This is a genomic window from Bradyrhizobium diazoefficiens USDA 110 (assembly GCF_000011365.1).
GTDB classification, from domain to species: Bacteria; Pseudomonadota; Alphaproteobacteria; order Rhizobiales; family Xanthobacteraceae; genus Bradyrhizobium; species Bradyrhizobium diazoefficiens.
In genome coordinates this window covers 7,953,685-7,969,966 of record NC_004463.1, presented here as the reverse complement: position 1 = coordinate 7,969,966, position 16,282 = coordinate 7,953,685, and the positions used below count along the sequence as shown (strand labels likewise).

Genomic DNA, 16,282 nt, shown 5'->3' with positions numbered 1-16,282 from the left:
TGCTGCCTCAGTACGAGCGGGGCATGCCGAGCACATGCTCGGCGACGTAGGACAGCACCAGATTGGTCGAGATCGGCGCCACCTGGTAGAGCCGCGTCTCGCGGAATTTGCGCTCGACGTCGTATTCCTCGGCAAAGCCGAAGCCGCCATGGGTCTGGATGCAGGCATTGGCCGCTTCCCAAGAGGCATCCGCCGCCAGCATCTTCGCCATGTTGGCTTCCGCGCCGCAGTCGAGCCCGGCCTCGTATTTGCGGGTGGCTTCCTTCACCATCAGCTCGGCCGCGCGCATCGAGGCGTAGGCTTTCGCGATCGGAAACTGGATGCCCTGGTTCTGGCCGATCGGCCGGCCGAAAACGCTGCGCTCCTTGGCATAGTTCGTGGCCTTGGCGATGAACCATTTGGCGTCGCCGACGCATTCGGCCGCGATCAGGATGCGCTCGGCATTCATGCCGGAGAGGATGTAGCGAAAGCCCTTGCCTTCCTCGCCGATCAGATTCTCCGCCGGCACCTTCATGTCGGTAAAGAACACTTCGGTGGTGGCGTGGTTCATCATGGTGCGGATCGGGCGGATCTCGAGGCCATTGTTCTTGGCCTCGCGCATGTCGACGATGAACACGGAAAGGCCGTCGGTGCGCTTCTTGACCTGCTCCTTCGGCGTGGTGCGCGCCAGCAGCACCATCAGGTCGGAATGCTCGGCGCGGCTGGTCCAGATCTTCTGGCCGTTGACGATGTAGCTGTCGTTGCCTTCCTTGCGCGCAAAGGTCTTCAGCGAGGAGGTGTCGGTGCCGCTGGTCGGCTCGGTGACGCCGAAGGCCTGCAGGCGCAATTCGCCGCTCGCGATCTTCGGCAGATATTTTGCCTTCTGCTCGGCATTGCCGTGCCGCAGCACCGTGCCCATCGTGTACATCTGGGCATGGCAGCCGCCGCCATTGCAGCCTGCGCGCTGGATCTCTTCGAGGATTGCGGCCGCCGCGGAAAGCTTCAGGCCCGCGCCGCCATATTCCTCGGGGATCAGCACCGAGAGATACCCGGCCTCGGTCAGCGCGTCGACGAAGGCCTTCGGATAGGCCATCTCGCGATCGAGCTTGCGCCAGTATTCGCCGGGAAACTGCGCGCAGAGCTTTGCGACGGCTTCGCGGATGTCGGCGTGATCTTCGCTGTGGTGTTCTTCACTCATGGCGTTTCCCAATTGTAGCGGCAGTTAAGATAACGCCGGCCGATCCTCTGGCGTTGTGAAAACAACGCCCGCCCCCTATGCTCATTTGCTATAGCGTATGGAGTAGCCTTCGAGGATTGGCAAGCATGGATTTCCGGCAGCTCAGGACCTTCAGTTGCGTGGCGGAGCTCGGCAGCCTCTCCAAGGCGTCCGACACGCTGCGCGTGGCGCAGCCGGCGCTCAGCCGCCAGATCAAGCTTCTGGAACACGAGCTGCGCATCGAACTGTTCACGCGCAACGGTCGCGGCATGGTGCTGACCGAGGCCGGGCGGCTTCTGCTCGCACGCACCTCCGGCATCGTGCGGCAGATCGACCAGATCCGCGACGACATCCAGTCGGCCAAGGGGCCGCCGTCCGGCCAGGTCGTGCTTGGCCTGGTTCCGACCGTGAGCTGCGTGCTGTCGGCGCGCTTCGCGCGGCGCTGCGTCGAGAAATTTCCCGGCATTTCGCTGCGCATTGTCGAGAGCTACAGCGGCCACCTGGTCGAATGGCTGCACCGCGGCGAGATGGATCTCGCCATCCTCTATGGCCGCTCGGCCGATCTGCATCTCAACGTGCAGAGCCTCGGCCGCGACAACATCGTCGCGGTCGGCCCGCGCGGCTGCGGCCTCGCGCGCAAGAAGAGCGTCGAGATCGGCTGGCTGCTCCGGCAGCGGCTGGTGCTGCCCAGTCATTCCCACGGCCTCCGTGCGTTGATCGAGCACGCCGCCGCCCAGCGCAAGATCAAGCTCAACGTCCAGCTCGAGGCGGATTCGTTTCGCGTGCTGACGAGCCTCGTGGAGGAGGGGCTCGGTTTCGCGCTGCTGCCGCCCTCGTCGGTCCACGGCGAGGTCGCGGACGGGCGGCTGGAAACCGCTGTCGTGTCCAGGCCGATGACGCGCGAGCTCATTTTCGCTTCTCCGATCGACCGCCCGGCCTCGACGGCCTCGCTGGCCATCACCGCGCTCCTGCGCGAGGAGGTCGCCGCCTGCCGCAAGGAAGGGGTGTGGGACATCAAGTTGAGTTAGATGCCGTGTCGTAGAACAGCCGCGCGCCATCTTGCCTTCGTATCTGGCGCGACCTGTCATGCCGGAATTTTATAGCTGGGCCAGGGGCCCGATCCTCATCCTGAGGAGCGCGTCTTCGCGCGTCTCGAAGGATGCAGGCCCGGCTCTCGGCCTCGCCCTTCGAGACGCGCGCGAAAGAGCGCGCTCCTCAGGGTGAGGGGATAAAGTCGAATGCGCCGCAAGGACGGCGTAATCGCTACCCCGGTATCCGCACCGGCAGCGACTCATACCCCTTGATGAAGCTCGAATAGATCCGCTTGGGCTCGCCAACCACCTCGATGCGGTCGAAGCGCTTCAGCATCTCCTCCCAGACGATCTTGAGCTGGAGTTCGGCGAGGCGCATGCCGACGCAGCGGTGGATGCCGAAGCCGAAGGAGAGGTGCGTGCGCGGCCGCGGGCGGTCGATGATGAACTCGTTCGGGCGGTCGATCGCCTCCTCGTCGCGGTTGCCGGAGACGTACCACATCACGACGCGGTCGCCTTTCTTGATCTGCTTGCCGCCAATCTCGGTATCCTGCAGAGCGGTGCGCCGCATATGGGCGAGCGGGGTCTGCCAGCGGATCACCTCCGGCACCATGGAGTCGATCAGCGCAGGGTTGGCGCGCAGCTTGTCGTATTGCTCGGGGTTCTCGTTCAGAGCCAGCACCGAGCCGGTCATGGTGTTGCGCGTGGTGTCGTTGCCGCCGACGATGAGCAGGATGATGTTGCCCATGAGGTTGTCGGGGTCCATGAAGCGCGTCGCGTCGTTATGGGCCATCAGGGACAACAGATCGTTGCGCGGGGCGGAGTTGACGCGCTCGTTCCACAGCTTGGACATGTAGGCGTAGCATTCGTCCATCTCGCGGCGGCGCTCTTCGGCCGAGGCGACGATGCCGCTCTTGGGCAGCGCGGTCGAGACGTCGGACCAGCGGGTCAGCTTGCGCCGTTCCTCCCAGGGGAAGTCGAACAGCGTCGCCAGCATCTGCGTCGTCAATTCGATCGAGACGCGCTCGACGAAGTTGAAGGTCTCGTTGCGCGGCAGGTTGTCGAGCACGGTCTGCGAGCGCTGGCGGATCAACTTTGCCAGCTCGTCCAGATGCGTCGGCGTGAACATCGGCGACACCGTCTTGCGCTGCGCCGAATGCCGGGGCTGGTCCATCGCGATGAAGCTCGGATAGTCGTAGCCTTCCGGCACGTCGCGGATCGAGATGCCGCCGAGCGTCGAGTCGGAGGAGAAGATGCCGTGGTTGGTGTCGACATGCATGATGTCGTTGTACTTCACCACCGACCAGTACGGCTCGATCGGCGCGTTGGTGCAGTAATGCACCGGCTCTTCCTTGCGCAGCCGCTCGAACCACGGCCACAGCGTGTCGTCCTGGAACAGCCTGGGGGCACCGGGGTGGAACTGCGCGAGCGGGGTCGCGTAGGCTTCCCCGCGCGCCCTGCGCATGCGTTCGGCCTTGTCCACTTTAACCGGCGTCTGGATGTTCATGGTCGTGGCTCCAGTTGTTTTTCTGACCTCTCCCGCTTGCGGGAGAGGCATAGGCCGCCTTCGGCGGCCGTCCACTTAGAACGCCGAGGCGCAGCCTCGGCTATGGCGTAGCGCCGGGTGAGGGCTCTTTCCTCTTGGGGGTTCTCGCCCGCGGAAACACCCCCACCCCAGCCCTCCCCCGCAAGCGGGAGAGGGGGCGCAGCTTCCTTGTGGATGTCGTTCACGCTCATCTTACTGCGAATCTACGCCGCAATCTTCACCGGCAAGGTTTCAAGTCCCTTTACGAAACTCGAATAGACCCGCTTGGGTTCGCCGACCACGTCGATATGATCGAAGCGCTTGAGGATCTCTTCCCAGATAATCTTGAGCTGGAGTTCGGCAAGCCGCAAGCCGACGCAGCGGTGGATGCCGAAGCCGAAGGACAGATGCGTGCGCGGGCGGGCGCGGTCGATGATGAAATCGTAGGGCTTCTCGATCGCCTCCTCGTCGCGGTTGCCCGAGACGTACCACATCACGACCTTATCACCTTTCTTGATCTGCTTGCCGCGGAACTCGAAGTCGGAGAGTGCGGTGCGGCGCATATGCGCCAGCGGCGTCTGCCAGCGGATCACTTCCGGCACGAAGCTGTCGAGCAGCGCCGGATTCTCGCGCAGCTTGCGATATTGCTCCGGATGCTGGCTCAGCGCGTAGATCGAGCCCGACATGGTGTTGCGGGTGGTGTCGTTGCCGCCGACGATCAAAAGGACGAGATTGCCGAGGAAGTTCTTCGCGTCCATGTCGCGCGTCGCCGCGCCATGCGCCATCATGGAAAGCAGGTCGCTCTTAGGAGGCTGTTCGATGCGCTCCTTCCACAGGCGCGCGAAATAGCCGGCGCATTCGGTCAACTCGGCCTGCCGCTCGTCTTCGGTGGCGACGAGGCCGTCGGGGCCGGGAATGGTGGTGGCGATATCCGACCAGCGCGTCAGCTTGCGGCGGTCCTCCCAGGGGAAGTCGAACAGCACCGCCAGCATCTGCGTGGTGAGCTCGATCGAGACGCGGTCGACCCAGTCGAACACCTCGCCGCGCGGCAGATTGTCGAGGCACTCGGCCGAGCGGGCGCGGATGTTGAGCGCGAGATTGTCCAGATGCGTCGGCGTGAACATCGGCGCGACGGTCTTGCGCTGTGCCGCATGGCGTGGCGGGTCCATCGAGATGAAGCTTTCGCGGCGCAGGTCGGGATCGATGTCGCGGATGGTGATGCCGCCGAGCGCGGAGGCCGAGGAGAATACCGAATGGTTGGTCTCGATCTCCATGATGTCGTTGTAGCGCGTCACCGACCAGTACGGCCCGAACATCGAGTCCTTGCAGTAGTGCACGGGGTCTTCACGGCGCAGGCGATCGAAATAGGGCCAGAACGTATCGGTCCTGAACAATTCAGGATCGCCGGGATCGAATTGCTCCAGCGGCAGTGACGTGGCGCGCTCGCGCAATGCATCGAGCTTTGCCGTGCTTTCGATGGTCCCGTGCATGACTGCTCTCCCTGACGTGAACCGCGCGTTCTCGTTGAATTCTGCGCTGCGGTATTTGATTTGCAATTACAGCCGGTTGTCTGCGTCGGGGCAAGGGCGAGTTTTGCCACATCCAACCTTTGCGTGAGCATCCGGGGCCTGTCACGTAGATGTGTCAACGTGATCCCCCGCACGCCGGCAGACCGGGAAACGTGCCAGAAACCGACTTGAATCGGGGTAAATCGAACCCGCCCGTCTTGGGGATCGACCAATCTCTGATCTATAGTTTGACCGCAACAGGCCAACATCCCGAGGTTGCCGCCGTGAACGACATGCAATGGGCCCCTATCGGCTCCGAGCCCGTCCCGCCGCCACTGCCGCCCACGCGCGTCGACTTCGCCGGAGACCGCTCCGTGTTCCGCAAAATGGTCACCAAGGGTGCCATGCTGGAGCTGGTCACTTTCGGCTTCTACCGGTTCTGGCTCGTCACCGACATCCGCCGTCACTTGTGGTCGAACACGTCGATCGACGGCGACGCCGCCGAATATACCGGCCGGGGCAAGGAGCTGTTGATCGGCTTTCTGTTCGCGCTGGCGATCCTCGTGCCGATCTATCTCGCCTATTTCCTCATCGGTATCGAGTTCGAGCGCTGGCAGGGCTTTGCCTCGACGCCGCTCTTCATCAGCTTTTATGCCTTCGGCCAGTTCGCGATTTTTCGCGCGCGGCGCTATCGCCTGACCCGCACGGTCTGGCGCGGCGTACGGTTCTGGATGGACGGCTCGGGCTGGGCCTATTCGTTCCGGGCCATGCTGTGGGGCCTGCTGGTGTTCCTGACGCTCGGCCTGGCGCTGCCCTGGCGCGAGGCTTCGCTCGAACGCTACAAGATGCAGCACACCCATTACGGTGATCTCTCCGGCGATTTCGAAGGCGATGGCTGGACGTTCTTCAAGCGCGGCTGGTGGCTCTGGCTGCTCAGCCCGATCGCGCTGGTCATCTTCCCGCTCGCCCCGTTCTTCTATGCCGAGTTCAAGGCGCGCGAATGGCGCTGGTGGTTGGACGGCATCCGCATCGGCGGCGTCAGCCTGTCCTCGGAGCTGCCGCATAACGCATTCTACGGCCTGTACTGGAAGGTGATCGGCTGGTGGATGCTGCTCTCGATCATCTTCGCCGCCTATCTCGGCGGTGCCACCATGCTCGTCGTCAAGCTGAGCGGCCTTCCGGTCGAGCAGGTGTTCGGCCCCGACAATACCGCCAAGAGCATTCCGATGCTGGCGATGATGGTCATCGGCTATTTCGCCCTGGCGCTTGCGATCAACATCATCATGCGGGTCTATCTTCAGCGCGATCTCTGGGCCAAGGTGCTGGAGACCGTCGAGGTGCATAACATCGGAGCCGCGGCGGACGTGCGCGGCAGCGGCGAGCTCGCCAGCGCGCTCGGCGAAGGCTTTGCCGATGGGCTCGATGTCGCGGGATTCTGATCTGTGAGTGAGTTGTCCACCGAGGCTCCGGCGCAGTCCGCAAAGCCGACGATCTACTTCGACGGCGTGTCGAGCCGCAGGCGGCAGGTGACGCTGACGCTCGGTGATGCGCTTGAGATCGTTGAAGAGGGCGCGACGCCCGTTCGCTGGGCCTATGCCGACATTCGGCGTGCCGACAGTCCGGCCGGTATCCTGCGTCTGGCCTCGACGTTCGCGCCGCCGCTGGCACGGCTGGAGATTCGCGATACTGCACTCGCGGCAGACGTGAGCGTCCGCTGCATGCGTCTCGACGAGCACCAGACTACGCGCCGCGGTATCGCGAAAATCGTCGGCTGGTCGGTGGCCGCCGCCGTCTCGATCGTCTGTGTCGTGCTGTTCGGCGTGCCGCTCGCTGCCGATCGCCTCGCGCCGCTGGTGCCGAAGCCGATCGAGCGCCGCATTGGCGATGCGTCCGAGGTCCAGGTGAAGACCATCTTCGGCGGCCGCACGTGCGAAGACCCCGCGGGCAAGGCCGCGTTCACAAAACTGGTCAACCGCTTGCGCGATGCCGCCGGCCTCGACGACGATTCCATGACCGCGGGCGTGCTGCCGACCTCGGTGCCGAACGCGTTCGCGCTGCCCGGCGGCAAGGTGTTCTTGCTGCAGGGCCTGCTCGACAGGGCCGAAAGCCCCGACGAGCTTGCCGGCATCCTCGCCCACGAGCTCGGCCATCTCAAGCATCACGACAACATGCGCGGCCTGATCTACAACGGGGGCACCTCGTTCCTGATCGGCCTGCTGTTCGGCGACGTCACCGGCTCATCCGCCGTGATCTTCGCCTCGCGCAGCGTGGTCGAGGCCTCCTATTCGCGCGAGGCCGAGACCGGCGCCGACACCTTCGCCATCGACATCATGCACGCGCTCGGCCGCTCGCCGAGGCCCTCGGCCGAGCTGATGTTCCGCATCACCGGCAAGGAAGGCGGCAGCGGTTTCACGATCCTGTCGAGCCACCCGCTGACCGAGGACCGTCTCGCCCGCATGACCAAGGAAGATCGTCCCGTCAGCGGCCCGCCGCTGCTGACAGATGCGGAGTGGCGGGCGCTGAAGGGCATTTGCGGCAGCGGGAAGATCTAGAGCGGATGGCTTTGAGTTGAATCGATTGGCCGCGGGCTCGTTCCAACCTCTCCCGCTTGCGGGAGAGGTCGGCGCGAAGCGCCGGGTGAGGGTTCTCTCCACACAGGGGTTCTCGCTTGCGGAGACACCCCCACCCCAGCCCTCCCCCGCAAGCGGGAGAGGGAGCGCAGCCCCTTCGTTGCTGCATCAAACCTAATCTCATCGTGCTTTAGGCTTCGCTCTTATCTCGTCCCGTAGGCGCGGTCGCCGGCGTCTCCGAGGCCCGGCAAAATAAAGCCGTTCTCGTCGAGACCTTCGTCCACCGCGGCCGTCCAGATCGGCACGTCCGGATGCAATCCGCGCAGCCGCTCCAACCCTTCCGGCGCGGCGATCAGGCAGGCGAGGCGAATGTCCTTGGCGCCGCGCTCCTTGAGCCGGTCGATGGCGGCCACGGCCGTGTTGGCGGTGGCGACCACCGGTGTCACCACGATCGCAAGCCGCTCGCCGAGATCGGACGGCGATTTGAAGAAATATTCGACCGCGGCAAAGCTGTGCGGCTCGCGGTAGAGCCCGATATGCGCGACGCGGGCGGTCGGCACCAGGTCCATCATGCCGTCGACGAAGGTGGTGCCGGCGCGCAGCATCGGCACGAACACCAGCTTCTTGCCGGCGATCTTGGCCGAGTGCATCGTCGCCAGCGGCGTCTCGATGACGGTGTCGGCGAGCGGCAGGTCGCGCGTCACCTCGTAGCACAGGAGCATGCCGATCTCCTTGATCAGCTCGCGAAACGACTTGGTCGAGATGGATTTGTCCCGCACCAGCGTCAGCTTGTGCTGCACCAGCGGATGATCGACGATCGTGACGCCTTCCATGTAACGCTCCTAACGAAATGCGCGTTGATTGAAATGCAACGAGCCGGCGCTTCTTCCTTCTCCCCTTGTGGGAGAAGGTGGCGCGAAGCGCCGGATGAGGGGTCTGTTTCAGCAAACTCCGGTGAGAGATGTGCCCGCAGAGACATACCCCTCACCCGGCTTCGCTCTCGCGAAGCCACCCTCTCCCACAGGGGGGGAGGGTCAGAAAACCGTGCCGTCGCTGATCACCTTGAGCGGCGGCGAACCGTCGGGACGGCGTGCGAAGGCGATGGCGCGGCCCGCGGCCCAGGTGCCGCCTTCCAGGATGCTGGCGAGCGGCAAGGTCTCAGGCGTGCGGCAGAGCTTGGTGCGAACCGGCTCGGCAAGACGATCCAGCAACGCGACGGTCAGCGCGCGCCATTCGACGACGAGCAGGGAATCCACCGCATGTGCGCGGTCGGCATCAGCGGCATCGCGCAGGCGCAGCACGTCGTGATCGACGAACAGGCCGCCATTGCGGTATTCGGCAAGTCCGGTCAGGCCGTCGATGTCGGTGACCGCGAAGCCGGCACGCTGGAGCGGCTCGATCAGCGAATAGCTCAGCCACTGCGACAGCTTGTGCAGAGGCACGAGGCCGGCGGTCGCATCATCCGCCTTGATCGCCGGATGGCGCCAGCAATCGCCGAGCGGAATCCCTGCAAGCTCCAGCCGCGATGGCCAGATCGGCCCGAGCTGGTTCAGCACCGCGGACAGGATCGCCGGCGCGGCGATGGCGCCGCCCACAGCCTGCGCCGCGATGTGGTCGAACAGGCCGCCGGGCCGCGGCGTATCGTGCAGGCCGAAAACCTCGGCGCGGTCCGCCACTTGCTTGCCCAGACGCCGCAGCAGATCCGTGCGTCCGTCGAGGCCGAGCAGCGGATTGGCGTCGCTGACCTGAAACGCAGAGGTGAGGGCGGCAAGCGGCAGTTTTGCGAGCACGTCGGCGTCGGCCCTGAACGGCGCGCGGGCATCGCTGGAGAAGAGCCCGCTTGCGAACATGTCGAGGCTCGCGATCGCAAGCCCCTCGGACCGGCCGATGCTTTCGCCCGTCACCGCGTCACGATAGCGCCAGGCAGCGCCGGCGCCGGCATCGAGCAGCACGCTGACGATGGCAAGGTCGAACTCCGCGCGCGCCCGCGCCGCGCGATCCGGCCACGACGAGGCGTCGGCAAGGCGCGCCCAGCGATCGGCGCCGCCGAGCACAAAATGCCGCCAGCGGGCGTGGAAGGGAACGTCCAGCGTCGGATAGGCTTTTCGCGTGACCGCGAGCACCGCGTCCGCAACGCCGTCCATGCGGTCGAGATCGATCGTGAAGTGGCTGAGCTCGCCCTTGAGGCCAAGCTCGAGCATCTGCCCGGCGCGCGCGCGAACCGCTGTTGCGGTGAGCAGCGAGCGGGCCTGTTGTTCTCCGGTGTCCGCCATCAATCGATCAGTATTTTTCCAGCGAACGCCCGACCACGCCGTTGACGTCCTTCTCCGGCGCGATGTCGGTCGAGTAGTAGCCGGCAGCCTTCTTGGCCGCGATCTCGACATAGGCGTCGGCTGGAATCAGCTCCGGCGGGATCGGCACGCGCTCGACGATGTCGATGCCCTGCGAGGTCAGCGCGTCGTGCTTCATGTCGCTCATCGACAGGAAGCGGTCGATGCGCTTCAGCCCCAGCCAGTGGATGGTATCCGGCATCAATTGCTGGAAGCGCGCGTCCTGCACGCCGGCGACGCATTCGGTCCGCTCGAAATAGGCGGCGGCGGCATCGCCGTCCTCCTGGCGCTTGCGGGCGTTGTAGACCAGGAATTTCGTGACCTCGCCAAGCGCGCGGCCTTCCTTGCGGTTGTAGACGACGAGCCCGAGCCCGCCCTCCTGCGCGCCGCGCGCGGATTCCTCGATGCCGTGGATGAGATAGGGCCGGCAGGTGCAGATGTCGGAGCCGAACACGTCGGAGCCGTTGCACTCGTCATGGACGCGGCAGGTGATCTTGGTGCGATGGTCGGGCAGCTTGCTGACGTCGCCGAACATGTAGACTGTGGTGCCGCCGATCGGCGGCAGGAACACCTTCATGTCCGGCCGCGTCACCAGCTCCGGGAACATGCCGGCGGTCTGCTCGAACAGCGTGCGGCGCAGCTCGGTCTCGCCGGTGCCGAAGCGCGTGGCGAGGCCCGGCAGATACCAGACCGGATCGATCGCGATCTTCACCACCGACACGCTGCCATTGGCATGCACGACCTCGCCGTCGGCGCGCAGCCGTTTTGCGGCCAGCGCCTCGCGGATCTCGGGCAGGTCGAGCCGGGCGCGCGTCACCGCGATGCTCGGCCGGATGTCGGAGCCCTCGGCGATCTCCTTGCCAAAATTCTCGGCGACGAGATGCCCCCAGGGGTCGAGCGCGACGATCTTGGCCGGATCGTTCCATTGCGGAAACGGCCCGATGGTGGCTGCCGGAAACGTGTTGGTGAGGTCGGGACGCCTGATGGGATCGAGCGCCCCGGCGGAGACGGCGAGCGCGCGGTACATCGCGTAGGAGCCGCCATGGCTGCCGATCACGTTGCGATCCCCAGCGCGCGACACCGTCCCGATGATCGGCCCGCGGGTGCGCGCATCGGCTGCGCCCCAATGGATCGGAAAAGCGGCCTTCCTGCCCGGCTCCGGATGGGAGGTCAGGCGGATGTGATCGGTACGGTTCGCGCGGCTCATGTCCAGGCTCCCAAAAAGCCAACGGCCCGCCGCTCGGACGGGCCTGGCTCACTTTGCGTTGCCAATGCGGAGCACCGGCGGCGCAAGCACAATCCAACATATTGTAGCGGCCGAGCGCGACAGACAAGTTAATGCTGGTGCGCCCGGCAGGCGCTCATCGCCAAATTCCATCGTCGGCGAACCCAGTCCGGTCCGCGTGAATCCCGCGCCCTCGCTCCGGCCGAACCTTGCCGTTCGATCCGTGCGATAGGACTAAGGATTTGAAATAGTTTTGGTTTTCCTGTTTTCAAGAGGTGTTGTGGCGATTGCGCTGCGACTGGACAGAACGTATATAATCAGACAAATCGTGTAGATCATCTCTGCCATGGAGTCTGCCATGCCCGCCGCCAGCTACATCGACCCCCGCACCGGAAAGCTCTATCCGCTCGACCAGCCGCGCTGGTGCTCGGACCAGCGCACGCCGCTGCTGGTGACACCGGGGGCCGGGATCTCCCGCGAGGAGGTTGAGCCGCGCACACGGTCGCTGTGGCGCTACCGGGCGGCGCTGCCGGTCGAGATCAAGAATCGATCACGCTCGGCGAGGGCTGCACGCCACTGGTGCAGCAGCAGTGGGGCGACCTGCGCCCGCTGTTCAAGCTCGAATGGTTCAACCCGACCGGCAGCTTCAAGGACCGCGGCTCGGCGGTGATGCTGTCCTTCCTGCGGCAGATCGGCGTCGACGCCATTCTGGAGGACTCTTCCGGCAATGGAGGCTCGTCGATGGCGGGGTTAGGTGCCGCCGGCGGCATGCGCGTGAAGATCCTGGCGCCGGCCTCGACGTCGCCGGCCAAGATCGCGCAGGTGCGCGCTTACGGCGCGGCGGTGCAACTCGTCGAAGGGCCACGCGAGGAGTCGGAGGCCGACGCGATCCGCCAGTCGAGCCAGACTTTTTACGCCAGCCACAACTGGCAGCCGTTCTTTCTCGAAGGCACCAAATCGCTCGCCTATGAAATCTGGGAAGACCTCGGCTTCCGCGCCCCCGACAACGTCATCGTCCCCGTCGGCGCCGGCAGCAGCCTGCTCGGTTGCGCCTTCGGCTTCCGCGAGCTGCTGAAGGCCGGCCAGATCGCGAAGCTGCCGCGCCTGTTCGCGGCACAGCCGCAGAACTGCTCGCCGATCGATGCGAGCTTCAAGGCCGGCGTCGATACGCCGGTCGCGCGCGAGGTGAGCAAGACCATCGCCGAGGGCACCGCGATCAAGAATCCCCTGCGTCTGCGCGAGATCATCGCCGCCTTGCGCGAGAGCGGCGGCGGCACCGTGGCGCTCGCCGAGGACGAGATCGTCGCCGCCCTGCGACGACTTGCACGGCAAGGCCTGTTTGCCGAGCCGACCAGCGCCAGCGCAGCCGCCGCGCTGGACAAGCTCTCCGCCGCTGGCGCCATCAAGGCGAACGAGACCACGGTCGCGGTGCTCACCGGCACGGGGCTGAAGGCCGCCACAATCGTTGCCGATCTCGTGCAGTAGGGCCGGGCGATGAGCCGCAGCAAATCCGCGTCCGCCGCATCGGGCAGGGCCACGGCCGAACGAAAGCTGCTGTTCGACCAGTTGCAGCAGATCGCGCAGGGGCTGGGGGAGACCTTTGCGCCGTTCTGCGAGGTCGTGCTGCACGATCTCACCGATCCCACGAACGCGATCGTCGCCATTCACAACAACCTGTCGGGCCGCAAGGTCGGCCAGGGCGCGACCGAGCTTGGCCTCGCCCGCATCGCCGATCCCAACTACGCGCAGGTGATCTCGAACTACGCCAACAGCTTCGCCGACGGACGGCAGGCCAAGAGCACCTCGATCGGCATCAAGGGCGCGGACGGTTCATACGTCGCCGCCCTCTGCCTCAACGTCGATCTGACGCTGTTCCAGGGTTTGCAGAGCGCGATCGGCCAGTTCGTCAGCGTCGATGCGCAAAACAATCCGCGCGAATCCCTCAACCCCGTCGGCGCCGACGCCATCCGCGCCCATATCGACCGGTTCGCCGCGCGCCGCGCCACCACGCCCCGCGCGCTTTCCACGGAAGACCGCCGCACCCTGCTGCGCGAATTGCGCGATGCCGGCAGCATGCAGGTGCGCCGCGCCTCCGACATCATCGCCGCCCATCTCGGCGTGTCGCGCGCCACGGTGTATGCCGATGCGAGGTGAGGCGGTCCGCCAGCCGGAACGCAGTGCCGTTGCGACCATCAGCCCGCGTTGAACCTTCCGCGTCCGTCGCCCGCCTCATGGAGATCGACCTCGAGCGATGGGAGAGTTCCATGACCGCGCAGGATCCGTTTGCAAGTTTCAAGGCTGTCCAGAAGGAAGCCTGGTCGCTGTTCACGCCGATGGAGGTTTTCACGACACCGACCGCCGCCAAGCTCGTCGGTTTTGCCGGCGTTGCCGCCGGTCAAAGGCTGCTCGACGTCGGATGCGGCACCGGCGTTGTCGCGATCACGGCGGCGCGTCGCGGGGCAAAGGTGAGGGGTCTCGACCTGTCGCCGGTTCTGATCGAGCGCGCCCGCGAGCATGCGCAACTGGTGAACCTCGATGTCGACTTCGTCGACGGCGACGCGGAAAGCCTGCCCTATGGCGACAACGAGTTCGACGTGGTGCTCAGCCAGTTCGGCCACATGTTCGCGCCGCGCCCGGACGTTGCCATCGGCGAGATGCTGCGCGTGCTGAAGCCTGGCGGCACCATCGCGTTCTCCACCTGGCCGCCGCATCTGTATGTCGGACGGATGTTCGCGATGATCGGCCGCCATCTGCCGCCGCCCGAGGGCGTGGCATCACCGGTGTTGTGGGGCGATCCGAAGATCGTCGCCGAGCGTCTCGCAGGGAAAGCGAAGGATCTCTCTTTCGAGATGGACATGATGACGCCGTCGGCACTCAGCCCGCAGCATTTCCGCCGCACCATGGAATCGACGATCGGGCCCTTGATCAAGCTCGTCGCCCAGTACAAGGACGAGCCGGACAAGCTCAAGAGCTTCCGTGCCGAGTTCGAGGCGCTGATCTCGGAGTATTTCGACGCCGGCCACAACGTGATGCGCCAGCAGTTCCTGATGACGAAGGCAAGGAAGGTGTGAGGCGGCGAGAGGTAAGAATCCCTCACTCCTTCAGATCGTTCACCCGCCTCACCCAGGCGCGCACGTCGGTGAGCACGGCGGGCAGCACCGCCTTGACCTCCAGCACGGTCATGCCGGGCTTGATGCGGGGGTCGTAGAGCAGGTTGAGGATGTATTGGTCGTAGACGTCGAAATAGCCCATCGAGACGTTGTCGTTGAACATGGTCCAGGGCACGCTCGTGGTGTCGTTGATCGGACCGAGCGACTGCAGCAGCTCCTCATAGGCGCAGTCGAGGAAGGTGAAGTCGCCGTTGTCGACGGTGAGGATGACGTCGGAATGCTCGATCTCGAAATTGTCGTTCTTGCGGAAGCCGGACAGGCATTGCGGATCGAGCGAGGTGCGGATCTCGCGCGCCTTCTCCGCGCCGTAGAAGCTCGAGATGGTGCGGAACAGATCGCGGTCGCGCACGAGCTTCACCCGCACGTTCGCCGCCTCGCTGCTGCCGGCCATGGCGATGTCGAGATGCTGCACGCGCGTGCCGATGTCGGCGACGACCTTGGCGAGCTGTGTCTTGCGGTCGGCGCGGTCGCTCTCGGCGAACACGCGCACCGGACCGTCGAATTTGCGGATGCGGTCGACGCGGCCGGCGAGGTGGTATTCGGCGCCGAAAGCGGTCTTGAGAAAACCCTCGACGATCTCGCTATCGGTAAAGCTCTTCTTCTCGGCGCGCTGGCGCGAGGCGATCGCGGGCAATTCGCCTGCGGCGGCCATGGTAGCGGTGTCAGGCACACCGGTGAGCGCTGCGAGCGCCAGGAGGGCGATGCGGAGGGAAAGCGAGGGCGGATTCAATGCGCTCATCGTCACCCGACGCTGCCGTATTCGCGTCGCGCGCACAAGACCGCAAATTCACGCGCCCTGCGGGTTCCCGCCAATCATCTGTAGCAAAAGCGTGACAGACTTCGTGTGATCCAGCCGAAGCTGCGGCTCCCTCAACCTCTCCCGCTTGCGGGAGAGGTCGCCGCGTAGCGGCGGGTGAGGGCTCTCTCCTCTGGGGGATTGTCCCGTTGCGGTGAGACCCTCTCCCCAACCCTCTCCCGCAAGCGGGAGAGGGAGCACACCACGTGCGTGGAGGCCAATTGCGCTTCAGTTGTTCAGCACGACCACGGTGGTGCCGACCGAGACGCGGCTATAGAGGTCGCTGACGTCGTCGTTGGTCATGCGGAAGCAGCCCGAGGAGACGGCCTGGCCGATCGTCTCCGGCTCGTTGGAGCCGTGGATGCGGTACAGCGTCGAGCCGAGATACATCGCGCGCGCGCCGAGCGGGTTTTCGATGCCGCCCTTCATGTGGCGCGGCAGGTCGGGCCGGCGGGCCAGCATCTGCGACGGCGGCGTCCAGTCCGGCCACTCCTTCTTGGCGGTGATCCTGTGCACCCCGCCCCAGCGGAAGCCGTCGCGGCCGACGCCGATGCCGTAGCGCAGCGCCTGGCCGTTCTGGAGCACCAGATAGAGCCGCCGTTCGGAGGTGTTCACCACGATCGTGCCGGGGGCATAGTTGCCGGAGTAGTTGACGGTGGTGCGGGGGATCGGGCTCGAGCCGCCGCGGAAGAAGTTCGGGCCGCCGCCCATGATGTCGCGCGAGTCGAACTCTTCGGCAAAGGCGCCGCCGGCGGTGGCCGTCAGCAGTGCAATGGCGGCAATCGGCGCGGCAAAAAACCGGATCATTGTTTCCCCCAGCAAAAAAATCGATTCAACGAAGGCCACAGGCCATATTTGCCGGCATTTCGCAAGCCACGGCCCCGTGAGGCAAGTCCTTTCCGAACAAGCCAACCATTAACGAATGGCGTTAC

At 65.3% G+C, this 16,282-nt stretch carries 13 protein-coding genes and 1 pseudogene; 6 read left to right on the top strand and 8 right to left on the bottom strand.

The window, feature by feature from the left end; genetic code table 11:
* Window positions 1-7: 7 nt before the first annotated feature.
* The gene (locus tag BJA_RS36740) at window positions 8-1,177 is read right to left on the bottom strand and encodes an acyl-CoA dehydrogenase family protein (RefSeq protein WP_011089980.1); all 1,170 of its coding nucleotides are present in this window, start codon (window positions 1,175-1,177) and stop codon (window positions 8-10) included.
* 125 nt (window positions 1,178-1,302) lie between these two features.
* Here BJA_RS36740 and BJA_RS36735 point away from each other — a divergent pair, with 125 nt between their 5' ends.
* Window positions 1,303-2,223 carry a LysR substrate-binding domain-containing protein gene (locus tag BJA_RS36735; RefSeq protein WP_011089979.1) on the top strand — a complete coding sequence of 307 codons (921 nt, stop codon included), beginning with the start codon at window positions 1,303-1,305 and terminating at the stop codon, window positions 2,221-2,223.
* A 235-nt stretch (window positions 2,224-2,458) separates the two neighbouring features.
* Here BJA_RS36735 and BJA_RS36730 read toward each other — a convergent pair whose 3' ends face one another.
* Both BJA_RS36730 and BJA_RS36725 read right to left on the bottom strand, forming a co-directional pair.
* Window positions 2,459-3,733 carry a cytochrome P450 gene (locus BJA_RS36730; protein WP_038965474.1) on the bottom strand — a complete coding sequence of 425 codons (1,275 nt, stop codon included), beginning with the start codon at window positions 3,731-3,733 and terminating at the stop codon, window positions 2,459-2,461.
* A gap of 242 nt (window positions 3,734-3,975) precedes the next feature.
* Complete coding sequence (locus BJA_RS36725) at window positions 3,976-5,241, bottom strand: cytochrome P450 (protein WP_028172947.1); 1,266 nt, start codon at window positions 5,239-5,241, stop codon at window positions 3,976-3,978.
* 302 nt (window positions 5,242-5,543) lie between these two features.
* On the opposite strand from BJA_RS36725, the gene BJA_RS36720 reads away from it, so the two are divergent.
* Together BJA_RS36720 and BJA_RS36715 are read left to right on the top strand one after the other, a co-directional pair.
* Complete coding sequence (locus BJA_RS36720; protein WP_038965475.1) at window positions 5,544-6,698, top strand: YjgN family protein; 1,155 nt, start codon at window positions 5,544-5,546, stop codon at window positions 6,696-6,698.
* Between the two features lie 3 nt (window positions 6,699-6,701).
* Complete coding sequence (locus BJA_RS36715) at window positions 6,702-7,811, top strand: M48 family metallopeptidase (RefSeq protein WP_011089975.1); 1,110 nt, start codon at window positions 6,702-6,704, stop codon at window positions 7,809-7,811.
* A gap of 221 nt (window positions 7,812-8,032) precedes the next feature.
* Here the strand turns inward: BJA_RS36715 and upp are convergent, their stop codons facing one another.
* The 3 genes from upp to BJA_RS36700 all read right to left on the bottom strand — a co-directional run bounded on the left by upp (window position 8,033) and on the right by BJA_RS36700 (window position 11,366).
* Entirely contained in the window at window positions 8,033-8,662 is a 630-nt protein-coding gene (gene upp / locus BJA_RS36710) for a uracil phosphoribosyltransferase (protein ID WP_011089974.1), read from the bottom strand.
* A gap of 201 nt (window positions 8,663-8,863) precedes the next feature.
* A complete protein-coding gene (locus BJA_RS36705) occupies window positions 8,864-10,102 on the bottom strand; it encodes a URC4/urg3 family protein (protein WP_011089973.1) in 1,239 nt (412 codons plus the stop codon).
* Window positions 10,103-10,109: 7 nt separating this feature from the next.
* The gene (locus tag BJA_RS36700; protein ID WP_011089972.1) at window positions 10,110-11,366 is read right to left on the bottom strand and encodes a GTP cyclohydrolase II; all 1,257 of its coding nucleotides are present in this window, start codon (window positions 11,364-11,366) and stop codon (window positions 10,110-10,112) included.
* Between the two features lie 376 nt (window positions 11,367-11,742).
* Here BJA_RS36700 and BJA_RS36695 point away from each other — a divergent pair.
* From BJA_RS36695 to BJA_RS36685, 3 genes and pseudogenes are all read left to right on the top strand, one after another.
* A pseudogene (locus BJA_RS36695) lies at window positions 11,743-12,869 on the top strand (threonine synthase).
* A 9-nt stretch (window positions 12,870-12,878) separates the two neighbouring features.
* Window positions 12,879-13,538 carry a helix-turn-helix transcriptional regulator gene (locus BJA_RS36690; protein WP_011089970.1) on the top strand — a complete coding sequence of 220 codons (660 nt, stop codon included), beginning with the start codon at window positions 12,879-12,881 and terminating at the stop codon, window positions 13,536-13,538.
* Between the two features lie 110 nt (window positions 13,539-13,648).
* Window positions 13,649-14,455, top strand: coding sequence for a class I SAM-dependent methyltransferase (locus BJA_RS36685; RefSeq protein ID WP_028172953.1), 807 nt, complete (start codon window positions 13,649-13,651; stop codon window positions 14,453-14,455).
* Between the two features lie 22 nt (window positions 14,456-14,477).
* Here BJA_RS36685 and BJA_RS36680 read toward each other — a convergent pair whose 3' ends face one another.
* Both BJA_RS36680 and BJA_RS36675 read right to left on the bottom strand, forming a co-directional pair.
* Window positions 14,478-15,293: a DUF2927 domain-containing protein gene (locus tag BJA_RS36680; protein WP_028172954.1), complete on the bottom strand. Its 816-nt coding sequence runs from the start codon at window positions 15,291-15,293 to the stop codon at window positions 14,478-14,480.
* A gap of 285 nt (window positions 15,294-15,578) precedes the next feature.
* Entirely contained in the window at window positions 15,579-16,157 is a 579-nt protein-coding gene (locus BJA_RS36675) for a L,D-transpeptidase (protein ID WP_028172955.1), read from the bottom strand.
* Window positions 16,158-16,282 lie beyond the last annotated feature (125 nt).

Coding starts and splice junctions, on each gene's coding strand:
- BJA_RS36725 (WP_028172947.1), bottom strand. CDS start 5,241: ATGCACGGGACCATCGAAAGCACGGCAAAGCTCGATGCATTGCGCGAG.
- BJA_RS36680 (WP_028172954.1), bottom strand. CDS start 15,293: ATGAGCGCATTGAATCCGCCCTCGCTTTCCCTCCGCATCGCCCTCCTG.
- BJA_RS36685 (WP_028172953.1), top strand. CDS start 13,649: ATGACCGCGCAGGATCCGTTTGCAAGTTTCAAGGCTGTCCAGAAGGAA.
- BJA_RS36730 (WP_038965474.1), bottom strand. CDS start 3,733: ATGAACATCCAGACGCCGGTTAAAGTGGACAAGGCCGAACGCATGCGC.
- BJA_RS36690 (WP_011089970.1), top strand. CDS start 12,879: ATGAGCCGCAGCAAATCCGCGTCCGCCGCATCGGGCAGGGCCACGGCC.
- upp (WP_011089974.1), bottom strand. CDS start 8,662: ATGGAAGGCGTCACGATCGTCGATCATCCGCTGGTGCAGCACAAGCTG.
- BJA_RS36705 (WP_011089973.1), bottom strand. CDS start 10,102: ATGGCGGACACCGGAGAACAACAGGCCCGCTCGCTGCTCACCGCAACA.
- BJA_RS36700 (WP_011089972.1), bottom strand. CDS start 11,366: ATGAGCCGCGCGAACCGTACCGATCACATCCGCCTGACCTCCCATCCG.
- BJA_RS36740 (WP_011089980.1), bottom strand. CDS start 1,177: ATGAGTGAAGAACACCACAGCGAAGATCACGCCGACATCCGCGAAGCC.
- BJA_RS36675 (WP_028172955.1), bottom strand. CDS start 16,157: ATGATCCGGTTTTTTGCCGCGCCGATTGCCGCCATTGCACTGCTGACG.
- BJA_RS36735 (WP_011089979.1), top strand. CDS start 1,303: ATGGATTTCCGGCAGCTCAGGACCTTCAGTTGCGTGGCGGAGCTCGGC.